The organism is Litorilituus lipolyticus (assembly GCF_006439335.1).
GTDB classification, from domain to species: domain Bacteria; phylum Pseudomonadota; class Gammaproteobacteria; order Enterobacterales; family Alteromonadaceae; genus Colwellia; species Colwellia lipolytica.
This window is the reverse complement of the sequence record NZ_SAWY01000003.1, coordinates 212,529-230,196: the sequence shown is the minus strand read 5'-3', so window position 1 is coordinate 230,196 and position 17,668 is coordinate 212,529. Positions and strand designations below refer to the sequence as shown.

General features: G+C 38.8%; 13 protein-coding genes. 12 read left to right on the top strand and 1 reads right to left on the bottom strand.

Annotation, left to right across the window (positions count from 1 at the left end; all coding sequences use genetic code 11):
* The first annotated feature begins 189 nt into the window (after positions 1-189).
* From rlmN to EPA86_RS02400, 10 genes are all read left to right on the top strand, one after another.
* Positions 190-1,326 carry a dual-specificity RNA methyltransferase RlmN gene (rlmN, locus tag EPA86_RS02445; RefSeq protein ID WP_140601496.1) on the top strand — a complete coding sequence of 379 codons (1,137 nt, stop codon included), beginning with the start codon at positions 190-192 and terminating at the stop codon, positions 1,324-1,326.
* A 53-nt stretch (positions 1,327-1,379) separates the two neighbouring features.
* Positions 1,380-3,803, top strand: coding sequence for a type IV pilus biogenesis/stability protein PilW (gene pilW, locus EPA86_RS02440; RefSeq protein WP_140601494.1), 2,424 nt, complete (start codon positions 1,380-1,382; stop codon positions 3,801-3,803).
* Entirely contained in the window at positions 3,796-4,785 is a 990-nt protein-coding gene (locus EPA86_RS02435) for a RodZ domain-containing protein (protein ID WP_140601492.1), read from the top strand. Before pilW ends, EPA86_RS02435 begins: the two co-directional genes overlap by 8 nt.
* A gap of 73 nt (positions 4,786-4,858) precedes the next feature.
* Positions 4,859-5,980, top strand: a complete 1,122-nt coding sequence (gene ispG, locus EPA86_RS02430) for a flavodoxin-dependent (E)-4-hydroxy-3-methylbut-2-enyl-diphosphate synthase (RefSeq protein WP_140601490.1) — start codon at positions 4,859-4,861, stop codon at positions 5,978-5,980.
* A gap of 126 nt (positions 5,981-6,106) precedes the next feature.
* Positions 6,107-7,387 (top strand): histidine--tRNA ligase, encoded by a 1,281-nt coding sequence (hisS, locus tag EPA86_RS02425; protein ID WP_140601488.1) that lies wholly within the window; start codon positions 6,107-6,109, stop codon positions 7,385-7,387.
* A gap of 9 nt (positions 7,388-7,396) precedes the next feature.
* Positions 7,397-8,062 (top strand): YfgM family protein, encoded by a 666-nt coding sequence (locus tag EPA86_RS02420; RefSeq protein ID WP_140601486.1) that lies wholly within the window; start codon positions 7,397-7,399, stop codon positions 8,060-8,062.
* An 11-nt stretch (positions 8,063-8,073) separates the two neighbouring features.
* Entirely contained in the window at positions 8,074-9,318 is a 1,245-nt protein-coding gene (bamB, locus tag EPA86_RS02415; RefSeq protein ID WP_140601484.1) for an outer membrane protein assembly factor BamB, read from the top strand.
* Between the two features lie 99 nt (positions 9,319-9,417).
* Positions 9,418-10,878, top strand: coding sequence for a ribosome biogenesis GTPase Der (gene der / locus EPA86_RS02410; RefSeq protein ID WP_140601482.1), 1,461 nt, complete (start codon positions 9,418-9,420; stop codon positions 10,876-10,878).
* 149 nt (positions 10,879-11,027) lie between these two features.
* Positions 11,028-11,711 (top strand): PilZ domain-containing protein, encoded by a 684-nt coding sequence (locus tag EPA86_RS02405; RefSeq protein WP_140601480.1) that lies wholly within the window; start codon positions 11,028-11,030, stop codon positions 11,709-11,711.
* Between the two features lie 185 nt (positions 11,712-11,896).
* Positions 11,897-12,553, top strand: coding sequence for a PEP-CTERM sorting domain-containing protein (locus tag EPA86_RS02400; RefSeq protein WP_140601567.1), 657 nt, complete (start codon positions 11,897-11,899; stop codon positions 12,551-12,553).
* A 72-nt stretch (positions 12,554-12,625) separates the two neighbouring features.
* Here EPA86_RS02400 and xseA read toward each other — a convergent pair whose 3' ends face one another.
* Positions 12,626-13,948, bottom strand: a complete 1,323-nt coding sequence (gene xseA, locus EPA86_RS02395) for an exodeoxyribonuclease VII large subunit (RefSeq protein WP_140601478.1) — start codon at positions 13,946-13,948, stop codon at positions 12,626-12,628.
* 178 nt (positions 13,949-14,126) lie between these two features.
* Here xseA and guaB point away from each other — a divergent pair, with 178 nt between their 5' ends.
* Complete coding sequence (gene guaB / locus EPA86_RS02390; RefSeq protein ID WP_140601476.1) at positions 14,127-15,599, top strand: IMP dehydrogenase; 1,473 nt, start codon at positions 14,127-14,129, stop codon at positions 15,597-15,599.
* Positions 15,600-15,951: 352 nt separating this feature from the next.
* A complete protein-coding gene (gene guaA / locus EPA86_RS02385) occupies positions 15,952-17,529 on the top strand; it encodes a glutamine-hydrolyzing GMP synthase (RefSeq protein WP_140601474.1) in 1,578 nt (525 codons plus the stop codon).
* Positions 17,530-17,668: the final 139 nt, after the last annotated feature.

The window sequence follows — 17,668 nt, the reverse complement described above, 5'->3', positions numbered from 1 at the left end:
AAAGGATTTTACCTAAGCTTTGGTAAAATCCTTTTTGTATTTAATAGGCGCCTATATTTACCTAGCTAAATACAAAGATAAATTGCGATTTTTGCGTAAAAAGTGTACAATTCGCGCCCTTGTAAATTAGGCCAGTGCTTTGTTTAACTGGTTTTGTTGTCCTGTTTTGTCTTGTTGAGATCTTGTTGTATGACTAAAGTAAATTTATTAAATTTCGATCATAAAAGTATGCGTGAGTACTTTGATTCTATCGGTGAAAAACCTTTTAGAGCTGATCAGTTAATGAAGTGGATTTATCACTTTGGTTACAGTGATTTTGAGCAAATGACTAACTTAAATAAAAAGTTACGAGAAAAGCTTGCGCGAAACTGTGAAATTGTTGCACCAGAAATTGCCACTAAACAAGTTTCATCAGATGGTACGATTAAATACGCTTTAAAATTAGAAGGTGGTCAAGAAGTTGAAACGGTGTGGATCCCGGAAAACGATCGCGCCACTTTATGTGTCTCTTCTCAAGTAGGTTGCGCACTAGAGTGCACGTTTTGTGCAACGGCACAACAAGGCTTTAATCGTAACTTGTCTATGGCTGAAATTATTGGTCAAGTTTGGCGTGTGGCAAATGATATTGGAGCCACTCGTATTGCAGGAAAAAGACCTATTACCAATATTGTCATGATGGGCATGGGTGAACCTTTGCTTAATATGAAAAACCTTATTCCAGCGCTTGATACTATGCTAAATGATTTAGGTTACGGCCTATCAAAGCGTAGAGTTACGGTGAGTACATCAGGTGTTGTCCCCGCTTTAGATATGCTTAAAGAAAAAATCGATTGTGCCTTAGCTATCTCAGTTCATGCACCAAACAATGAATTACGGAATGAACTCGTACCACTAAATAAAAAATATCCGCTCGAAGAGTTTTTAGAAGCAGCAGGGCGTTACATTGATGGCTCAAAAGCTAACAAGCAAGCGACAATTGAGTACGTCATGTTAGACCATGTTAATGACAGTACAGACCAAGCGCATGAATTAGCTCATGCATTAAAAGATTTACCGAGTAAAATCAATTTAATTCCTTTTAATCCTTATCCTGGTTCTCCTTATAAACGCTCAAGTAATTCGCGTATCGACAGGTTTGATAAAGTGTTGCAAAGTTATGGACTTACGGTGATCACTCGCCGAACTCGTGGTGATGATATTGATGCGGCCTGTGGTCAATTAGCTGGTGATGTTTTAGATAGAACAAAACGTACTGCGGCAATAAATGAAGCGAATGCATTGAAAAATCAAACTAATGCTGACAGTATCGCAATAAAAACGTTATAGTGTTTAGCTTTAGCAAAAAATAAAAACAAGAGGCGTTCACCGCATTGCATATTATGGATAAATTTAACGCAAAATCACTTTTTTCGAAACTAGCTATCGCGAGCTCAGTGTTGTTGTTATCTGCTTGTGTGACGCAAAATTATGAAAATGATTCGCCTGTTGTTGAAAATCAAGCCAACTTAGATGAAATGGCCGCTACACGAATTTCGTTAGGTCTTGGTTATTTAAAAATGGGCAATATGGCCCAAGCTAAATTAAATTTAGAAAAAGCACGAAAGTTTTCGCCGGAATTAGTTCAAGTCTATACCGCGTTTGCTCATTATTATGAAGTGGTGGGTGAGAACGAATTAACAGAACAATCTTACCAAAAAGCTCTATCTATAAAGAGTGATGATGCCGACACGTTAAACAACTATGGTGTTTTTCTTTGTCGCCAAAATCAAGTCGATAAAGCTGAAAAACAGTTTTTAAAAGCGATAGCGGTACCAAGTTATATTCTTGTTGCTAAAAGTTATGAAAATTTATCAGCCTGTTATTTGCAAGAAGATGACTTTGATAAAGCTGAATACTACCTAGAAAAAGCAATTGACCATAGCCCTAATAGTTCTGGAACTTTGTTTCAAATGGTTCGACTTCAATATGCTAAAGGAAACTATAATCTAGCAAAGCAGTACCAACAAAAGTTTGAGAAATATACTCGTCGTTTCTCGCCAGAGTCTCTTGCGTTATCGTACAAATTACATATGAAGTTAAGACAAGGTCGAGTTGCTAAAAATTACGGAACCATGTTGGCAAATATGTATCCGCAATCTTGGGAAGGTCAGCAATACTTACTTAATGAATTAGAAATTATTGAAGCTGATAACCTAGCAAAGCGTTATCAAATAACGCAGCGTAAAAAGAATAAGTTTACCCAACCAAGTGGCTCCAATAAACGTGTAGTGAAATTATCACCCGGTAAACGTAAGAAATTACCATCAAGAGAAACGATTGTTAAAAAATACCCAGAGCAAAAGTCTTCTCTGGAGGTAGGGAAGAATACAACCAACACGGTTGAAACTGCTTCAGCAGCATCGAAGGCTGTTACAGCACCTACTGCTTTAGTTGTTGTAAATAATACTGAGTCATCAACAGGTGTAGCTAAAATAGATGAAACTAAACCTAAAACGAACGAAGTTACAGTAAATGCGGAAGGAACGAGTAGCAACGAAGCTAAATTAAATCAGCAAATAGAACAAACAGAAGCATTATTAATTGCTGAAAACGAAAACCAGCCCGTAGAAGTCAAAGCCACTGAAAGTAGCAGTGTCGCAGTGGTAGAAGCCTCAAATGAAAAATCAATTCAATTGGCTCAAAATACTGATGCGGACAGTCCAACTGAATTGTCTGATAAAGCAGAAGACGCAATTGCTAGTGTTAATGAAGTCAGCGCTAATGAAGTAAGTGCAGAAACGCAAGAGAGTACACAGCCTTTAACAGACAGCTTTGACGAAGTTAAAAATGAAGTTAAAGATGAAGCAAATACACAACTGGTAGAAGCAAAACTTGAGAAAGAAGCTGTGGCAACAGCAGATTCAAATAAGGTAACTGAAATTATTGTTGAAGAAGGGTTAGCACAAGAAGAGCAGTTATCATCTGCAAAGGAAAAGGTGCTACCTGAGTTTGAAGAATCAAGTGCTTTGGAAAATAACTCAGATGCGGCAGTCCTGAAAGAGCATGATGTTAAAGATGGAAATACCCTTGTTGAAAATAGTCTTGAGTCAACATCAACAGCTCCTGTTCCAGCAAAACGTGATGCTCCATTACCTGAGCCTCAAGACGAGGTAATTATTCATGAGCCAAATGCTGACGTTGTAATCACAGAAAAAGTGGCTAAAGAGATTACTGGTGCAGAGCTTGCTGAAAAAGAGGCTGCTGTTGCACAATTGTTGCTAGACGATTCATTATCAGCTGTCACAGAAAAGAACGTTGAACAAGCTGAAGTGCCAAATGATACCAGTACAAAGACTGAAGATGATGTTAAAGCTGACTCTATTGAGGAGCCTAAAGTCAATAATGACAACTCAGAAAATTCAGCTGAAAAAGACACGCTTAAAACAGAGAGTTCGGTAGCACAGCCTAACACATCAACTATTGATGAGAAACAGAGCAGTACTAAAGTCAGTGAAGAATCACTTAGTGATGATAAAACTGATTTAGTTAAAGCATCTGATGAGGCAGACGCAGCAGAGGTTATTGAAGACACCACTATAAGTGAAGAGCTTGAAGGTGAAATTGAAGATGAACCTAAGCAAGAAGCAAAACCAACTACTCATAAAGTGAGTAAAGGCGAAACGCTTTTTGCTATTTCAATGAAATATAATGTTAAAATAAAAGCATTACGAGAATGGAATAATATTTCATCTAATAATAGAGTGCGAATAGGTGAAACACTTTATGTTGTTGACCCTGAAACAGTGACAGAAATAAATGAGTAAGAATAAAGAATCTGAGCTAGAAGTAGCAGAACTTAGTGAAGATATGGAAATGATTGGCCCTGGCGTTATGCTTCGTGATGCGCGCATAAAGCTAAAGATGAGCCAAGAAGATATAGCCCTACGATTAAATTTTAAAATATCTTTAGTAAAAGATATTGAAGAAGATAACTTAGATAAGTCATTACCTGCGACTTATAATCGCGGTTATCTTTCGAGTTATGCCAAGGTCGTTGGTGTAGATAAAGAAGATGTCTTAGCAAGTTATGATGCCTTAGGGGCAGCCCATATCCAGCGTAGTGAAATGCAAAGCTTTTCAAAAGCTACGGCAAAACAAGCTGAACACAGTCGTTTAATGTGGATTAGCTATTTTATTGTTGCCGTTTTGATTGGTTTAACCGTGATGTGGTGGGTTCAAGAGAGTCGAGATAAGCCTAAGGCATTACCTACTGCAGCAGAGCCAAGTGAAATAACTAAGGTTTCTGAAGAAAGTGATACATTAACGATTGCGCCTAAATTGTCACCTGAAGGTGAAACAGAAAAACAGCAACTATCTAGCCAGACCGCATTAGAGGAAAAATCAACAGATACGGCAGTAACAGTGCAAGAAGCAGTTCCTGAAAGCTCAAATCAAAGTACTGATTTGCAACAGCAGAGTTCAAATGAACAAGCGACAACTCTTGAGAGCGTTGCAATAGAAACAAATGCTTTAACTGATGAGTCAACAGCTGTTGAAACGAGCAGCATCGCAGTTTTTACTTTTGCTGGTGATTGTTGGGTAAACATTTTTGATGCAACCGGCGAACGCATTGCATGGGGAGTTAAGAAAGCAGGTTATGTAATGACTGTAACGGGTGTGGCACCATTAAAGGTAACTCTAGGTAAGCCAGAATTAGCAAGCATAGAATTCAATGGTGAGCCTGTGGATATGTCAGCATTTAATGTTGGTAATATTGCCAAGTTTACCTTGCCACTTTCTCCTTAGTTCAGATGAAATGAAACCTATGAGTGTTTATGCGTTTATAGGTTTATGATTTAATTTTTAAAAGTAAAAAGTTATGTTTAAAGAATCCCCGATTATCCGCAGAGTATCCCGTCAAATTATGGTGGGAAATGTTCCTGTTGGCGGTAATGCACCCATTTCTGTTCAGTCGATGACAAATACGCCTACCACTGATGTTGCGGCAACTGTTGCGCAAATTAAATCTTTAGAGGCGGTTGGGGCAGACATTGTTCGGGTAAGCGTGCCAACAATGGATGCAGCCGAAGCTTTTAAAGAAATTAAACAACAAGTAAATGCTCCATTAGTTGCAGACATTCATTTTGATTATCGAATTGCATTGAAAGTCGCAGAATACGGTGTTGATTGTTTACGTATTAATCCAGGAAATATTGGCAGAGAAGATCGTGTAAGAGCCGTGGTTGATTGCGCTCGAGATAAAAATATCCCGATTCGTATTGGCGTTAACGGTGGCTCGTTAGAAAAAGATATTCAAGAGCGTTACACTGAGCCGACAGCTGAAGCTCTACTTGAGTCAGCGATGCGTCATGTTGATATTCTAGATAGACTCGATTTCCAAGAATTCAAAGTGAGTGTTAAAGCATCAGATGTCTTTCTCGCGGTTGAATCTTATAAATTATTAGCTAAGCAAATAGATAACCCTTTACATCTTGGTATTACAGAAGCTGGCGGGTTACGTAGTGGCGCAGTGAAATCATCTGTGGGGCTAGGTATGCTGCTTTCTCAAGGTATTGGTGATACCTTGCGAGTTTCTTTATCGGCAGATCCAGTTGAAGAGGTAAAAGTTGGTTTTGATATTTTAAAATCATTAAAACTGAGAAGTCGCGGTATTAATTTAATTTCTTGCCCAAGTTGCTCTCGTCAAGAATTTGATGTGGTTGCTACTGTGAATGCTCTTGAGCAGCGTATTGAAGATATAATGACGCCAATGGACGTCTCAATTATTGGCTGTATTGTTAATGGGCCTGGTGAGGCAATGGTGTCTGACTTAGGATTAACCGGAAGCAGCAAAAAAAGTGGTTTTTATCTTGATGGTATTCGTCAAAAAGAGCGCTTTGATAATAACAATTTAGTCGACCAGTTAGAGCAGCGTATTCGTCATAAAGCCAAGATGCTTGATGAACAACATAAAATAAATATTAAAGAAATAGATGAGTAGCAAATTAGCTTGCTCACTTGGGTATTAACCAGATATTGCGTATAATGCGCGGCTATATTTTTTAGCAATTAGTACGCAATGTGCGATTAACTAGCTATCGCACAGCAATAGTAAAGAGAGAATTACGTGTCTAAAAGTAAAGCGTTACAAGCAATTAGAGGTATGAATGATTGCTTACCAAGCGAAACGAATGTTTGGCAAATGGTTGAGTCGGTTTTGCGTCGAGTAGCCAGCAATTATGGGTTTGCTGAAATTCGCATGCCAATTGTTGAGTCAACTGCGCTTTTTAAACGCTCTATTGGTGAAGTTACAGATATCGTAGAAAAAGAAATGTACACCTTTGATGATAGAAATGGTGACAGCTTAACATTACGCCCTGAAGGTACAGCAAGCTGTGTTCGTGCGGGTAATCAACATGGCCTGTTATATAACCAAGAGCAACGCCTTTGGTATATGGGACCAATGTTTCGCCATGAAAGGCCGCAAAAAGGTCGTTATCGTCAATTTCATCAGTTTGGCCTAGAGGCCTTTGGTATTGCGACTCCAGACATCGATGCCGAAATTATTTTGCTTACAGCACGATTATGGCGGGAACTTGGCATCAATGAATTTGTCACACTAGAGTTGAATTCATTAGGTTCAAATGAAGAGCGGGCAAATTACCGTGATGCTTTAGTGTCGTTCTTAATGACGAAAGAAGCATTATTAGATGATGATTCAAAGCGTCGTATGCACACCAACCCGTTACGAGTATTAGATAGTAAAAATCCACAAGTACAAGAAGCACTTGTTGGGGCTCCAAAACTGTCTGACTATTTCGGCGAAGAAACGCAAGCGCATTTTGACAGCTTATGTAAGCGATTAGATGCTGCTGGTGTAAAGTATGTATTGAATGAGCGATTAGTTCGTGGCTTGGATTATTATAATCGAACTGTATTTGAATGGGTTACTTCAAGTCTAGGCGCTCAAGGCACTATTTGTGCTGGTGGTCGTTATGATGGCTTAGTTGAACAGTTAGGTGGCAAAGCTACTCCTGCTTTTGGTTTTGCGCTAGGTATTGAGCGTTTAGTGTTAATGTTGACTAGCTTGGAAAAAGTGAATAATGTGCGTCCTCAGGTTGATGCTTATATTGTCATTTTGGGTGAAGCAGCAGAAATAAAAGCAAATGCGTTAGCAGAGCAATGGCGTGATTTAGTGCCAGAGAGTCGAATTCAATGTCACTGTGGTGGTGGCAACATGAAAAAACAATTAAAACGTGCCGATAAATCAGGTGCTCAAATAGCGTTGATTTTAGGTGAAAATGAAATAGCTGAAAAGCAAGTGATGGTTAAATACTTGCGCGGTCAGCAAGAACAGCAAAACTTGGCATTTGAGCAAATTCCAAGTTTGTTAGCAGCGTTAATTTAAGGGTATCAAGTGGAAGTTTATCAAACAGAAGAACAACAAGTAGAAGCTATTAAGGGCTTTTGGAAGGAAAACGGTAATACAGTTATTTCAGGTATTGTAATAGGTTTTGCTGGTTTTATTGGTTTTAACTTATATAAAGATAGTGTATTAGAAAGTGAATTAGCACTCGCTGATAGCTATCAAGCATTAATGGAAAGTAGCACTAAGAATCCTCAAGAGTTTACTGCTAATGCTGAAAAGTTTATCAATGAAAATGGCACAACTAGCTATGCTTCATTGACGGCTTTAGCGCTAGCTAAAGAAGCGGCAACGCATCAAGATTGGGCGCAAGCACAAAAGCAACTAACGATCGCAATTGAAAAAGCATCAAATGACGGTGTAAAAGCAATCGCGACAATACGTTTAGCGCGTGTGCAAGTTCAACTCGAAGAGTATGCTGCTGCCTTAGCAACATTGGCTAAGCCTTTACCTGAATCTTTTACTGCTGCGAAAGAAGAGATTAAAGGTGATACTTACTTACAGCAAGGTAAAAAAGATTTAGCGCGTACAGCATATCAAGCAGCAATTGCTGCGGACGGCCTAGCTACTAGCCCTTCATTACAAATGAAACTTGATGATTTGGCCCAAGCAGTTAATTTACCAGTAGTGGCCGACACAGTTAAGTCAGGCGAATAATAAGGGTGTTTATGCGCTTTTTTGATCAGAGTATTTCTAATGGCTTAAGTTTTGGCAAAATATCAGCAATGTTATTTTTGACCACTGCATTAATGGCCTGTTCGTCAACTGATGATGAAGACCCAAGTACCAAAGTTGCTGAACTTACTGAAATTAATCAAGCATTTCAGCCGAAAATCATTTGGGATGCCAGCGTTGGTGATGGTGTTGACGGGTACTTCTCTCGAATTAAGCCAATTGTTGCTTACGGTAAAACCTTTAGTGCTAGCCGTATGGGTGATGTTATTGCCTTTGATAAATCGTCAGGTCAAAAAGTTTGGCAAGTCGACTTAAGTGATATCAATAATGAGCGTAGTTTTTGGCATAGCCGTACCTCTGCATTAATTGCGGGTGGACCAATTGCGGGTATAGGAAAAGTATTCCTAGGCACGGAGAATGGTAAAGTCTTTGCATTAGAAGCTGAGACAGGAGAACTGGTTTGGCAAGCTGATATCAAAGGTGAAGTGATTACTGCACCTGCTATTGATGATGGAATCTTAGTGGTTAATTCCGCTTCAGGTATCATGAAAGCATTTAATGCTGAGACTGGTGAAGAGTTATGGAAAATTCAGCAAGATGTACCTGCACTTACTTTGCGCGGTATAAGTGCTCCTGTAATCGCGTCTGGCGGTGTTCTTCTTGGTACTGGTAAAGGTGAAGTTGGCGTATTCATTCTTGAAAAAGGTCAGCAAGGTTGGTCAACTATTATTGGCGAGCCAACAGGTTCAACAGAGTTAGAGCGTGTTATTGACGTTGACTCAGCACCGGTTGTTTTTGGTGATAAAATTTATGCGATTTCTTCACGAGGCAATTTGGCAGCAATCGATTTATCCTCTGGCCGAGTGTTATGGAAGCGTCAGTTTTCCTCATTTAGACAAATAGCCGTGCACCGTAACGATATTTTTATTACAAACACACGTGGTCATGTTTATGCGATTAATCGTAATAATGGTATTGAGCGTTGGAGCAACCTGAGTTTAACAAACCGAGGTGTAACAGGGCCTGCTGTGGTAGATGAATATGTTGTAGTTGGTGATTTTGAAGGTTATCTTCATTGGATGAAGCAAGAAACCGGTGAGATTGTAGCCCGCCATCATGTTGATGGAAGTGGTGTACATTCTACACCAACGGTAGTTGATGATATCATTTATACACAATCACGAGATGGTGATTTAGAAGTCATTGAAACACCAAAGATAATGACTGTAGAACAATAGGCTAAACAGTCTTTTTAAGCTAAAATTATATACACGGCTCCTAGACAATACGTTTAGGAGCCGTTACTTATTTCTGAATTCGATAAATTTGAGGTTTTCATGCTTCCTGTAGTTGCGCTTGTAGGGCGTCCAAATGTTGGTAAATCAACACTTTTTAATCGACTAACTCGCAGTCGAGATGCGTTAGTTGCAGATTATCCCGGCTTAACTCGAGATCGCCAATATGGTCAAGCAGAAGTAGAAGAGCATTCATTTATTGTGATTGATACGGGTGGTATCAATGGTGATGAAGAAGGAATTGACTTGGTGATGGCTGAGCAGTCATTGATGGCTGTTGATGAAGCGGATGCCGTGTTGTTTTTAGTTGATGCTCGCGATGGACTTACCGCTGCAGATCACTCTATTGCTGAATATTTGCGTAAACAAGATAAAAAAGTCTTTTTAGTGGCGAATAAAATTGATGGTATAGACGGTGATTCAGCTGTTGCTGAGTTCTATTCTCTTGGTTTAGGAGAGCAGGTGCATCAAATTGCTGCCGCTCACGGCCGTGGCGTTACTCAATTACTTACCTTAGCTTTAACCCCTCATATTGAAGCCTTAGCAAGCCCAAAAACAGAAGAAGATGAGTTTGGTTATGATGATGACGAGCTGTCATTAGATGAAAAGCTAGCAGAAGCACCAGATGAAAATGATACTATTAAGTTGGCCATTATTGGCAAGCCTAATGTAGGAAAATCAACGTTAACTAATCGTATTCTCGGTGAAGAGCGTGTTGTTGTATATGATATGCCTGGTACTACGCGTGATAGTGTTTATATCCCGATGGAGCACGATGGCCGCTCATATACTTTAATTGATACGGCAGGTATTCGTCGTCGTAAAAATGTTTCTGATGTCGTTGAAAAATTTTCAGTCATTAAAACCTTAAGAGCTATTGAAGACGCGAATGTTTGCTTACTGGTAATAGATGCGAGAGATGGCATTAGCGACCAAGATTTGAGTTTATTAGGTTTTATCCTAGAAGCAGGTCGTTCACTGGTTTTAGCCGTTAATAAATGGGATGGCATGGAAGAGCATGATAAAGATCGAGTTAAAAGCGAATTAGATCGTCGCTTAGGCTTTATTGATTTTGCACGAATTCATTTTATTTCAGCACTACACGGTACTGGTGTTGGTCATTTGTATGAATCGGTTGAAGAAGCATTTGTTTCAGCGACCAAACGTATTTCAACGGCTATGGTTACTAAAATACTTGATATGGCTGTTTTTGATCACCAGCCGCCAATGCACCAAGGCCGTCGTATAAAATTAAAGTACGCTCATGCTGGAGGGTATAACCCACCTATTATTGTCATACATGGTAATTCTGCGAAAAAGCTGCCCCATTCTTATAAGCGTTATTTAATGAATTATTACCGTAAATCATTAAAAATAATGGGTACGCCAATTCGCATTGAATTTAAAGAAACATCTAATCCTTTTGCGGGTAAGAAAAAATTAACTTATACCCAACAGAAGAAAATTGCTCGCGCGACTCAGGGTTATAAAAAAGAAGAGTAACGCTTTCAGTTGTAAAACTATCAAACTCGCAGGATATGAATAGGGCTTAGTTGCAATTCTTCTTTGATTTGGCTATGGTCATTAAAGGAATTTAACTAATTCATAATAAACAATATTTGTTTATTATCCTTTCATATTTGCGAGTAATTATGACTGAAAAAGCAACTAAGGTTGAGACGGCTACTCGGTTAAGCCGAAATTTAGCTTTACTTAATGCTGGTTCAAGCATAACGATAGATATTGCTACCCCTGCGGGGCAAAAAAATAAATTTCGCACAACGTTTATAGGTTACCTGCCAAAACAATACGTCCTTATCCAGTTTCCTGATAGCAGCAAGTTAGGCAACTTTTCACAATATATCAAGCAAGGTACTGCGGTTACTGTTCGAGGCTTAATCGAGGGGCATGAAGGTGCCATTGTTGCTTTTGTTAGTGTGGTAAAGCAAACACTTCAATTACCTTCTCGTATCATGGTATTGGATTTTCCCCACTCTGTTTCATTACATCATTTACGTTCTGCCATTCGTATAGATACCAATATTATCGGAAAGGTGAAAATAGATGATCTGTACTGGAATACCACGATCACCAACCTCTCTATTTCAGGATGCCACTTGGATGTAGCAAACGGTGAAAAGTTAGTACTTGCTGAAGATAAAGATATAGAAATTGTAATTGAAAGCATAGAAGGCTCAGGAAATATTAAACTCGCGGGTAATATCTGCAACTTGAAGCAGCTTTCAACCGGTGTTTCATTTGGAGTAAAGTTTAATTCTAGCTGTAAGGAGCAGGTTGTAGAGTTATTAAACTTTGCCTTAACAGAGGCGAAATAACCCACCATTGTGTTTTTATTTTATTCAATTGATGTCAGTTAATTTTACACTTGATTGCTAACGACTTATTGGTGTTCTGTAAGTCACTGTAAATTAGTTGTATTTTATGTTGGTTTGAATGTTGCTATAGCACGCATTCACTTTGCATGATGCACAGCTAAGTATTTAATAAATGAGATTATATAATGACATTTTCTAGTTTAAAACTTGCAGCAGTCGCTGCGCTTTTTGCAGTAACTAGTACTGCTAATGCCAGCTTATTATTAGTTGAGCAATATGATGATTTTTGGTCTACTGATGTGAATGCGTTAATTGATTATGCTAACAATAATCAAGCTGATACTAGCACTTATTGGGGGGAAATTGATTTTACGGATGATCCTAATGGCTTTGCAGGTGATATTGCGGGAAGTAATCCATGGCCTTCTGCTTCTGCTATAGGAGCATCAGGAAAAAATCACGGTTTAAACCAAACGTTTTTTGCCCGTATTACGGGTAACATTGCAACGGATGCAGGTGATTTCTATTTCAGAACTTTTAATGATGATGGTTTGTTCTTATTCGTTGATGGTGAATTGATCATTAATGATAACACTTTGCATCCTGAAAGACGTTTTGAAGGATTTAAGTCGCTAACTGCTGGCGTTCACAATATTGAACTATATTTCTTTGAAAATCGTGGTGAAGCTTCATTAGAATTTTCGGTAGCGGATGCCTCTCGTCAATTCGTGCATTTTAATGATGCCAACAGCCCGGTGACTTTAGTACCAGAGCCTACGACATTAGCCGTTTTTGGTTTAGGTTTGTTTGGTCTTGCTCTACGAAGAAATCGTAACGCTTAATGTAAGTTACGCTTAACAAGGTGTAGTATCGTACTTACACCTTGTTATTATTGGCAGTGTCGAGTTATTACTTTATGAAACGACAGTGTTAATACTACCATCTTCTACTTGTATATTTATTTCATCTCCCGCTTTTACTTGATGTATTGACCGGATCACCTTGCTTTGATTGTCTCTACTAATACTGTAACCACGTGCAATAGTCGCTAAAGGGCTTACCAACTGCAATTGTTCAATAACGTGTACGAAAGCGTCTTGTTTATGCTGTAGCAAATTATTAACCGCTATGTTTAGACGTTGTTCTTTTTCTTGAATCTTATTTTTTTCTTGCTGAATGTTTTTTAGAGGAGAAACATGCAAAAGTCGCTGGTATAAATGATCTGGCAGTATTTTACTGTGAGCTAATTTTCGAGAAACATTACTATGCAAGCGCATATTTAATTCATCAAACCGTTGCTGTTGCAATTGTAATTTATGCTCAGGATGAACTTGCGTTAATCTATGATCTATGTGATGAATACTCTGCTTTTTAATCGCTAATTTCACCGACATTTGCTTAATCAAACGCTGTTTTAATCGAGTTATTCTATTGCTTAATTCACTAGTGTCAGAAGACACTAGCTCTGCTGCAGCTGAAGGTGTTGCAGCACGTACATCGGCAACATAATCGCTTAATGTTGTATCAACTTCATGACCCACAGCACTTATAACAGGAATGTTGCTATTATAAATTGCTTGTACAACACTTTCTTCGTTAAATGGCCATAAATCCTCTAGAGAACCACCACCTCTACCTACAATCAATACTTGGCATGCATTGTGAGTATTTGCTTTGTTAATGGCATAGCATATATCGTTTTGAGCAAGTTCACCTTGTACTAATGCTGGATAAATTATGACTTCAATACTTGGATTTCGCCTTTGTAATACACTGATAATGTCTTTTACCGCAGCGCCTGTTGGTGAGGTAACGACACCAACACGTTGTATCGTTGTTGGTATTGCTTTTTTATAAGCGGTATTGAAAATGCCTTGTGCATTCAGTTTTTGTTTTAATTGTTCATAACGTTGTCGGAGTATGCCTTCTCCGGCATCTTCCATTTGTTCAATTATTAATTGAAAGTCACCGCGTGGTTCGTATAACGACACTCTTGCTTTGACTAACACTTGTTGCCCGTTGCTGGGTGAAATCCTGACACGTCGGTTATTGCCTTTAAACATGGCACATTTAACTTGAGATTTACTGTCTTTAAGTGACAAGTACCAATGACCAGAGCCAGCGGCAATGAAGTTAGATATTTCACCCGTGAGCCAAACAGTATTTAGCTCACTTTCTAGAATAAAGCGGACTTTTTTAGTTAATTCACTAACTTGTAAAATATGCTGTTGACTCATAAATACGGCGTAACATGGGATATATGGCGTTATTATTTCTTGAATGACCTGCTTATTCAAATTTTTTATGAAATTATCGTGCCTTTATGCAATTTTATGTTTACCTAATCCAAGAAAACGGTTAAAATTCTGCCGCAATATTCACTCCCTAACCACACCTTTTTAGAGAGATGTTGCGATGTTAAGAATTGCCCAAGAAGCACTAACTTTTGATGATGTACTACTTGTACCTGCCCATTCGAAAGTTCTCCCACACACGGCTGATTTACGAACTAAATTAACCCGTAAAATTGATTTAAATGTTCCAATGGTTTCAGCCTCTATGGATACCGTTACTGAAGCTCGCCTAGCTATTACCTTAGCTAAAGAAGGTGGCTTAGGCTTTATTCATAAAAATATGACGATTGCTGAACAAGCGCAGAATGTTTCTAAAGTAAAGAAATATGAGAGCGGTATCGTAACCGATCCATCTACGGTAAGCATTGATTACACTATTGAACAAGTAATGCATAAAGCTGATGATTTAGGTTTTTCTGGCTTCCCTGTTGTTGATAATAATAATAATTTAGTTGGTATTATCACAGGTCGTGATTTACGTTTTGAAACTGATTTAACTAAGCCTGTTTCAGCGTTAATGACTAAAAAAGAAGATTTAGTTACGGTTAAAGAAGGCGCAGCGCGTGAAGAGATTTTAGGCTTAATGCATGAGAATCGCATTGAAAAAATCTTAGTGGTTGATGATGCATTTAAGTTGGTGGGATTAATTACCGCAAAAGATTATCAAAAAGCTGAAAATAAGCCGAATGCTTGTAAAGATGAGTTTGGTCGTTTACGTGTTGGTGCGGCAGTTGGTGTCGGTGCGGGAACTGATGAGCGAATTGATGCATTAGTAGAAGCTGGTGTTGATGTTTTACTTATTGATACCTCACATGGTCATTCGCAAGGCGTTATTGATCGCGTAAGCGAAACACGTCAAAAATATCCTGACTTACAAATTATTGCTGGTAATGTGGCGACGGGCTCTGGTGCTAAAGCTTTAGCTGATGCAGGTGTTGATGCGGTTAAAGTAGGGATTGGCCCAGGATCTATTTGTACGACTCGTATCGTTACTGGTGTTGGTGTTCCACAATTAACTGCTATTTCTAATGCAGTTGAAGCTTTAAAAGGCACAGGGATTCCTGTTATTGCTGATGGCGGTATTCGTTTTTCAGGTGATATTGCCAAAGCGTTGGTTGCCGGTGCTCACTGCGTTATGGTGGGAAGCATGTTAGCGGGTACTGAAGAATCTCCAGGTGAAGTTGAACTTTACCAAGGCCGTTACTATAAATCATACCGTGGTATGGGATCTTTAGGTGCTATGGCACAAAAAGAAGGTTCAAGTGATAGATACTTCCAAAAAACTGATGGTGAAGCTGATAAGTTAGTACCAGAAGGCATTGAAGGTCGTGTTGCTTATAAAGGTCCTGTGGCTGCTATCATTCATCAGCAAATGGGCGGTATTCGCTCTTCAATGGGCTTAACAGGCTCTGCAACGATTGAAGAAATGCGTACTAAGCCAGAGTTTATGAAGATTACTTCAGCTGGTATGGGTGAGTCGCATGTACATGATGTGACTATCACCAAAGAGGCACCTAATTACAGAATGGGCTAATTCTTTGCTATTTAACGTGATAGCGGCATCGAAAATACTCACCTAGTAAACTAGGCTCCGTGTTTTCTCTTTGCTCTAACTTTAAATAGCTTTGACTAATCCATCCTGATTGATGTAGCGATAACGCTCATCAAAAAAAGATTCAAACAGGCTGAACTATACTCAGATTTGAGAAACGCTTAGCCTGTTTGTAATTTTACAACTATCCATTGCTCTATATGAACGAGCTTTAGGCAAAGCTGTTGAGCAATAAAAGAAATGAGTTTATGTTTATAAATGATTTTATTTTATTGCGATAACAATGCCGCATAAAGTTTGTTCATGACGAGCCATTAAAAGTAGGAAAACAACCGTGAATAAAGACATTCATGATCACCGCATACTAATTTTAGATTTTGGTTCTCAGTACACTCAATTGATCGCACGTCGTGTTCGTGAAATTGGTGTTTATTGTGAGTTATGGTCGTGGGACGTAACTGAAGAGCAAATTAAAGGCTTTAATCCAACAGGTATTATTTTAGCGGGTGGCCCAGAATCAGTCACTGAAGCTAATTCACCTCGTGCTCCTGAATATGTTTTTAATGCCAATGTACCAGTATTAGGTATTTGTTATGGCATGCAAACAATGGCAGAACAGCTTGGCGGTGGTGTGCAAAGCTCTGAACATAAAGAGTTTGGTTATGCTGCCGTTGAAGTCGTCGCGAAATCTGAGTTATTCAAAAATATTGAAGATTCAATCGGTAGTAATGGCAATGCCTTATTAGATGTATGGATGAGTCATGGCGATAAAGTGTCTGCTATCCCTGATGGTTTTGTTACGGTTGCTCAAACTGATAGTTGTGCTTATGCGGCAATGGCAAATGAAGATAAGCAATTTTATGGTGTGCAATTCCACCCTGAAGTTACTCACACTAAACAAGGAATGCGTATTTTAGAGCACTTTGTTGTTGATATTTGTCAGTGTGAAAAGCTGTGGACTTCTGCATCAATTATTGAAGATGCTGTAGCTAAAATGAAAGAACAAGTAGGTGATGATGAAGTTATCCTTGGCCTTTCAGGTGGTGTTGATTCATCAGTTGTAGCTATGCTATTACAACGAGCTATTGGTGATAAGCTAACTTGTGTTTTTGTTGATAATGGCTTACTTCGTTTAAACGAAGGCCGACAAGTCATGGATATGTTTGGTGATCACTTTGGCCTAAACATTGTGCACATCAACGCTGAACAACGCTTCTTAGATCGTTTAGCGGGTGAAGATGATCCTGAGAAAAAACGTAAGATCATCGGGAATGTTTTTGTTGAAGTTTTCGATGAAGAATCTAAAAAGCTTAAAAATGCCAAATGGTTAGCACAGGGAACTATTTACCCTGATGTAATTGAGTCAGCTGCATCTGCAACAGGTAAAGCACATGTTATTAAATCTCACCATAACGTGGGTGGTTTACCTGATGACATGGAGTTAGGCTTAGTAGAACCATTACGTGAATTATTTAAAGATGAAGTACGTAAAATAGGCTTAGAGTTAGGCTTGCCGTATGACATGCTTTATCGCCATCCGTTCCCTGGTCCAGGTTTAGGTGTTCGTATATTAGGTGAAGTGAAAAAAGAATATGCTGACTTATTACGTCGCGCAGATGCTATTTTCATTGAAGAACTGCACAAACATGATTTATACCATAAAGTAAGCCAAGCCTTTACTGTGTTTTTACCAGTACGTTCAGTTGGTGTTATGGGGGATGCGCGTAAATATGATTGGGTTGTAAGTTTACGTGCTGTAGAAACTATTGACTTTATGACTGCGCACTGGGCACATTTACCGTATGACTTCTTAGGGTTGGTGTCTAACCGTATTATCAATGAAATTGATGGTATTTCTCGCGTAGTTTACGATATATCGGGAAAACCTCCTGCCACAATCGAGTGGGAGTAATTTTTGCTTAAGCTGGTTTAATTGTATTATTTCGTTGTCGAAAGTACTCACCTATAGTCATAGGCTCCGTGCTTTCTCTTAGAAATATTCCAATTACCCTACGCTTAAGTTAAAAATATCAAATTATAAAGCCTCATTA

What these genes read in the sequence shown, in the direction of transcription:
- guaB (WP_140601476.1), top strand. Translation starts at nt 14,127, where the DNA reads ATGTTAAGAATTGCCCAAGAAGCACTAACTTTTGATGATGTACTACTT.
- EPA86_RS02405 (WP_140601480.1), top strand. Translation starts at nt 11,028, where the DNA reads ATGACTGAAAAAGCAACTAAGGTTGAGACGGCTACTCGGTTAAGCCGA.
- EPA86_RS02435 (WP_140601492.1), top strand. Translation starts at nt 3,796, where the DNA reads ATGAGTAAGAATAAAGAATCTGAGCTAGAAGTAGCAGAACTTAGTGAA.
- der (WP_140601482.1), top strand. Translation starts at nt 9,418, where the DNA reads ATGCTTCCTGTAGTTGCGCTTGTAGGGCGTCCAAATGTTGGTAAATCA.
- pilW (WP_140601494.1), top strand. Translation starts at nt 1,380, where the DNA reads ATGGATAAATTTAACGCAAAATCACTTTTTTCGAAACTAGCTATCGCG.
- ispG (WP_140601490.1), top strand. Translation starts at nt 4,859, where the DNA reads ATGTTTAAAGAATCCCCGATTATCCGCAGAGTATCCCGTCAAATTATG.
- bamB (WP_140601484.1), top strand. Translation starts at nt 8,074, where the DNA reads ATGCGCTTTTTTGATCAGAGTATTTCTAATGGCTTAAGTTTTGGCAAA.
- rlmN (WP_140601496.1), top strand. Translation starts at nt 190, where the DNA reads ATGACTAAAGTAAATTTATTAAATTTCGATCATAAAAGTATGCGTGAG.
- EPA86_RS02400 (WP_140601567.1), top strand. Translation starts at nt 11,897, where the DNA reads ATGACATTTTCTAGTTTAAAACTTGCAGCAGTCGCTGCGCTTTTTGCA.
- xseA (WP_140601478.1), bottom strand. Translation starts at nt 13,948, where the DNA reads ATGAGTCAACAGCATATTTTACAAGTTAGTGAATTAACTAAAAAAGTC.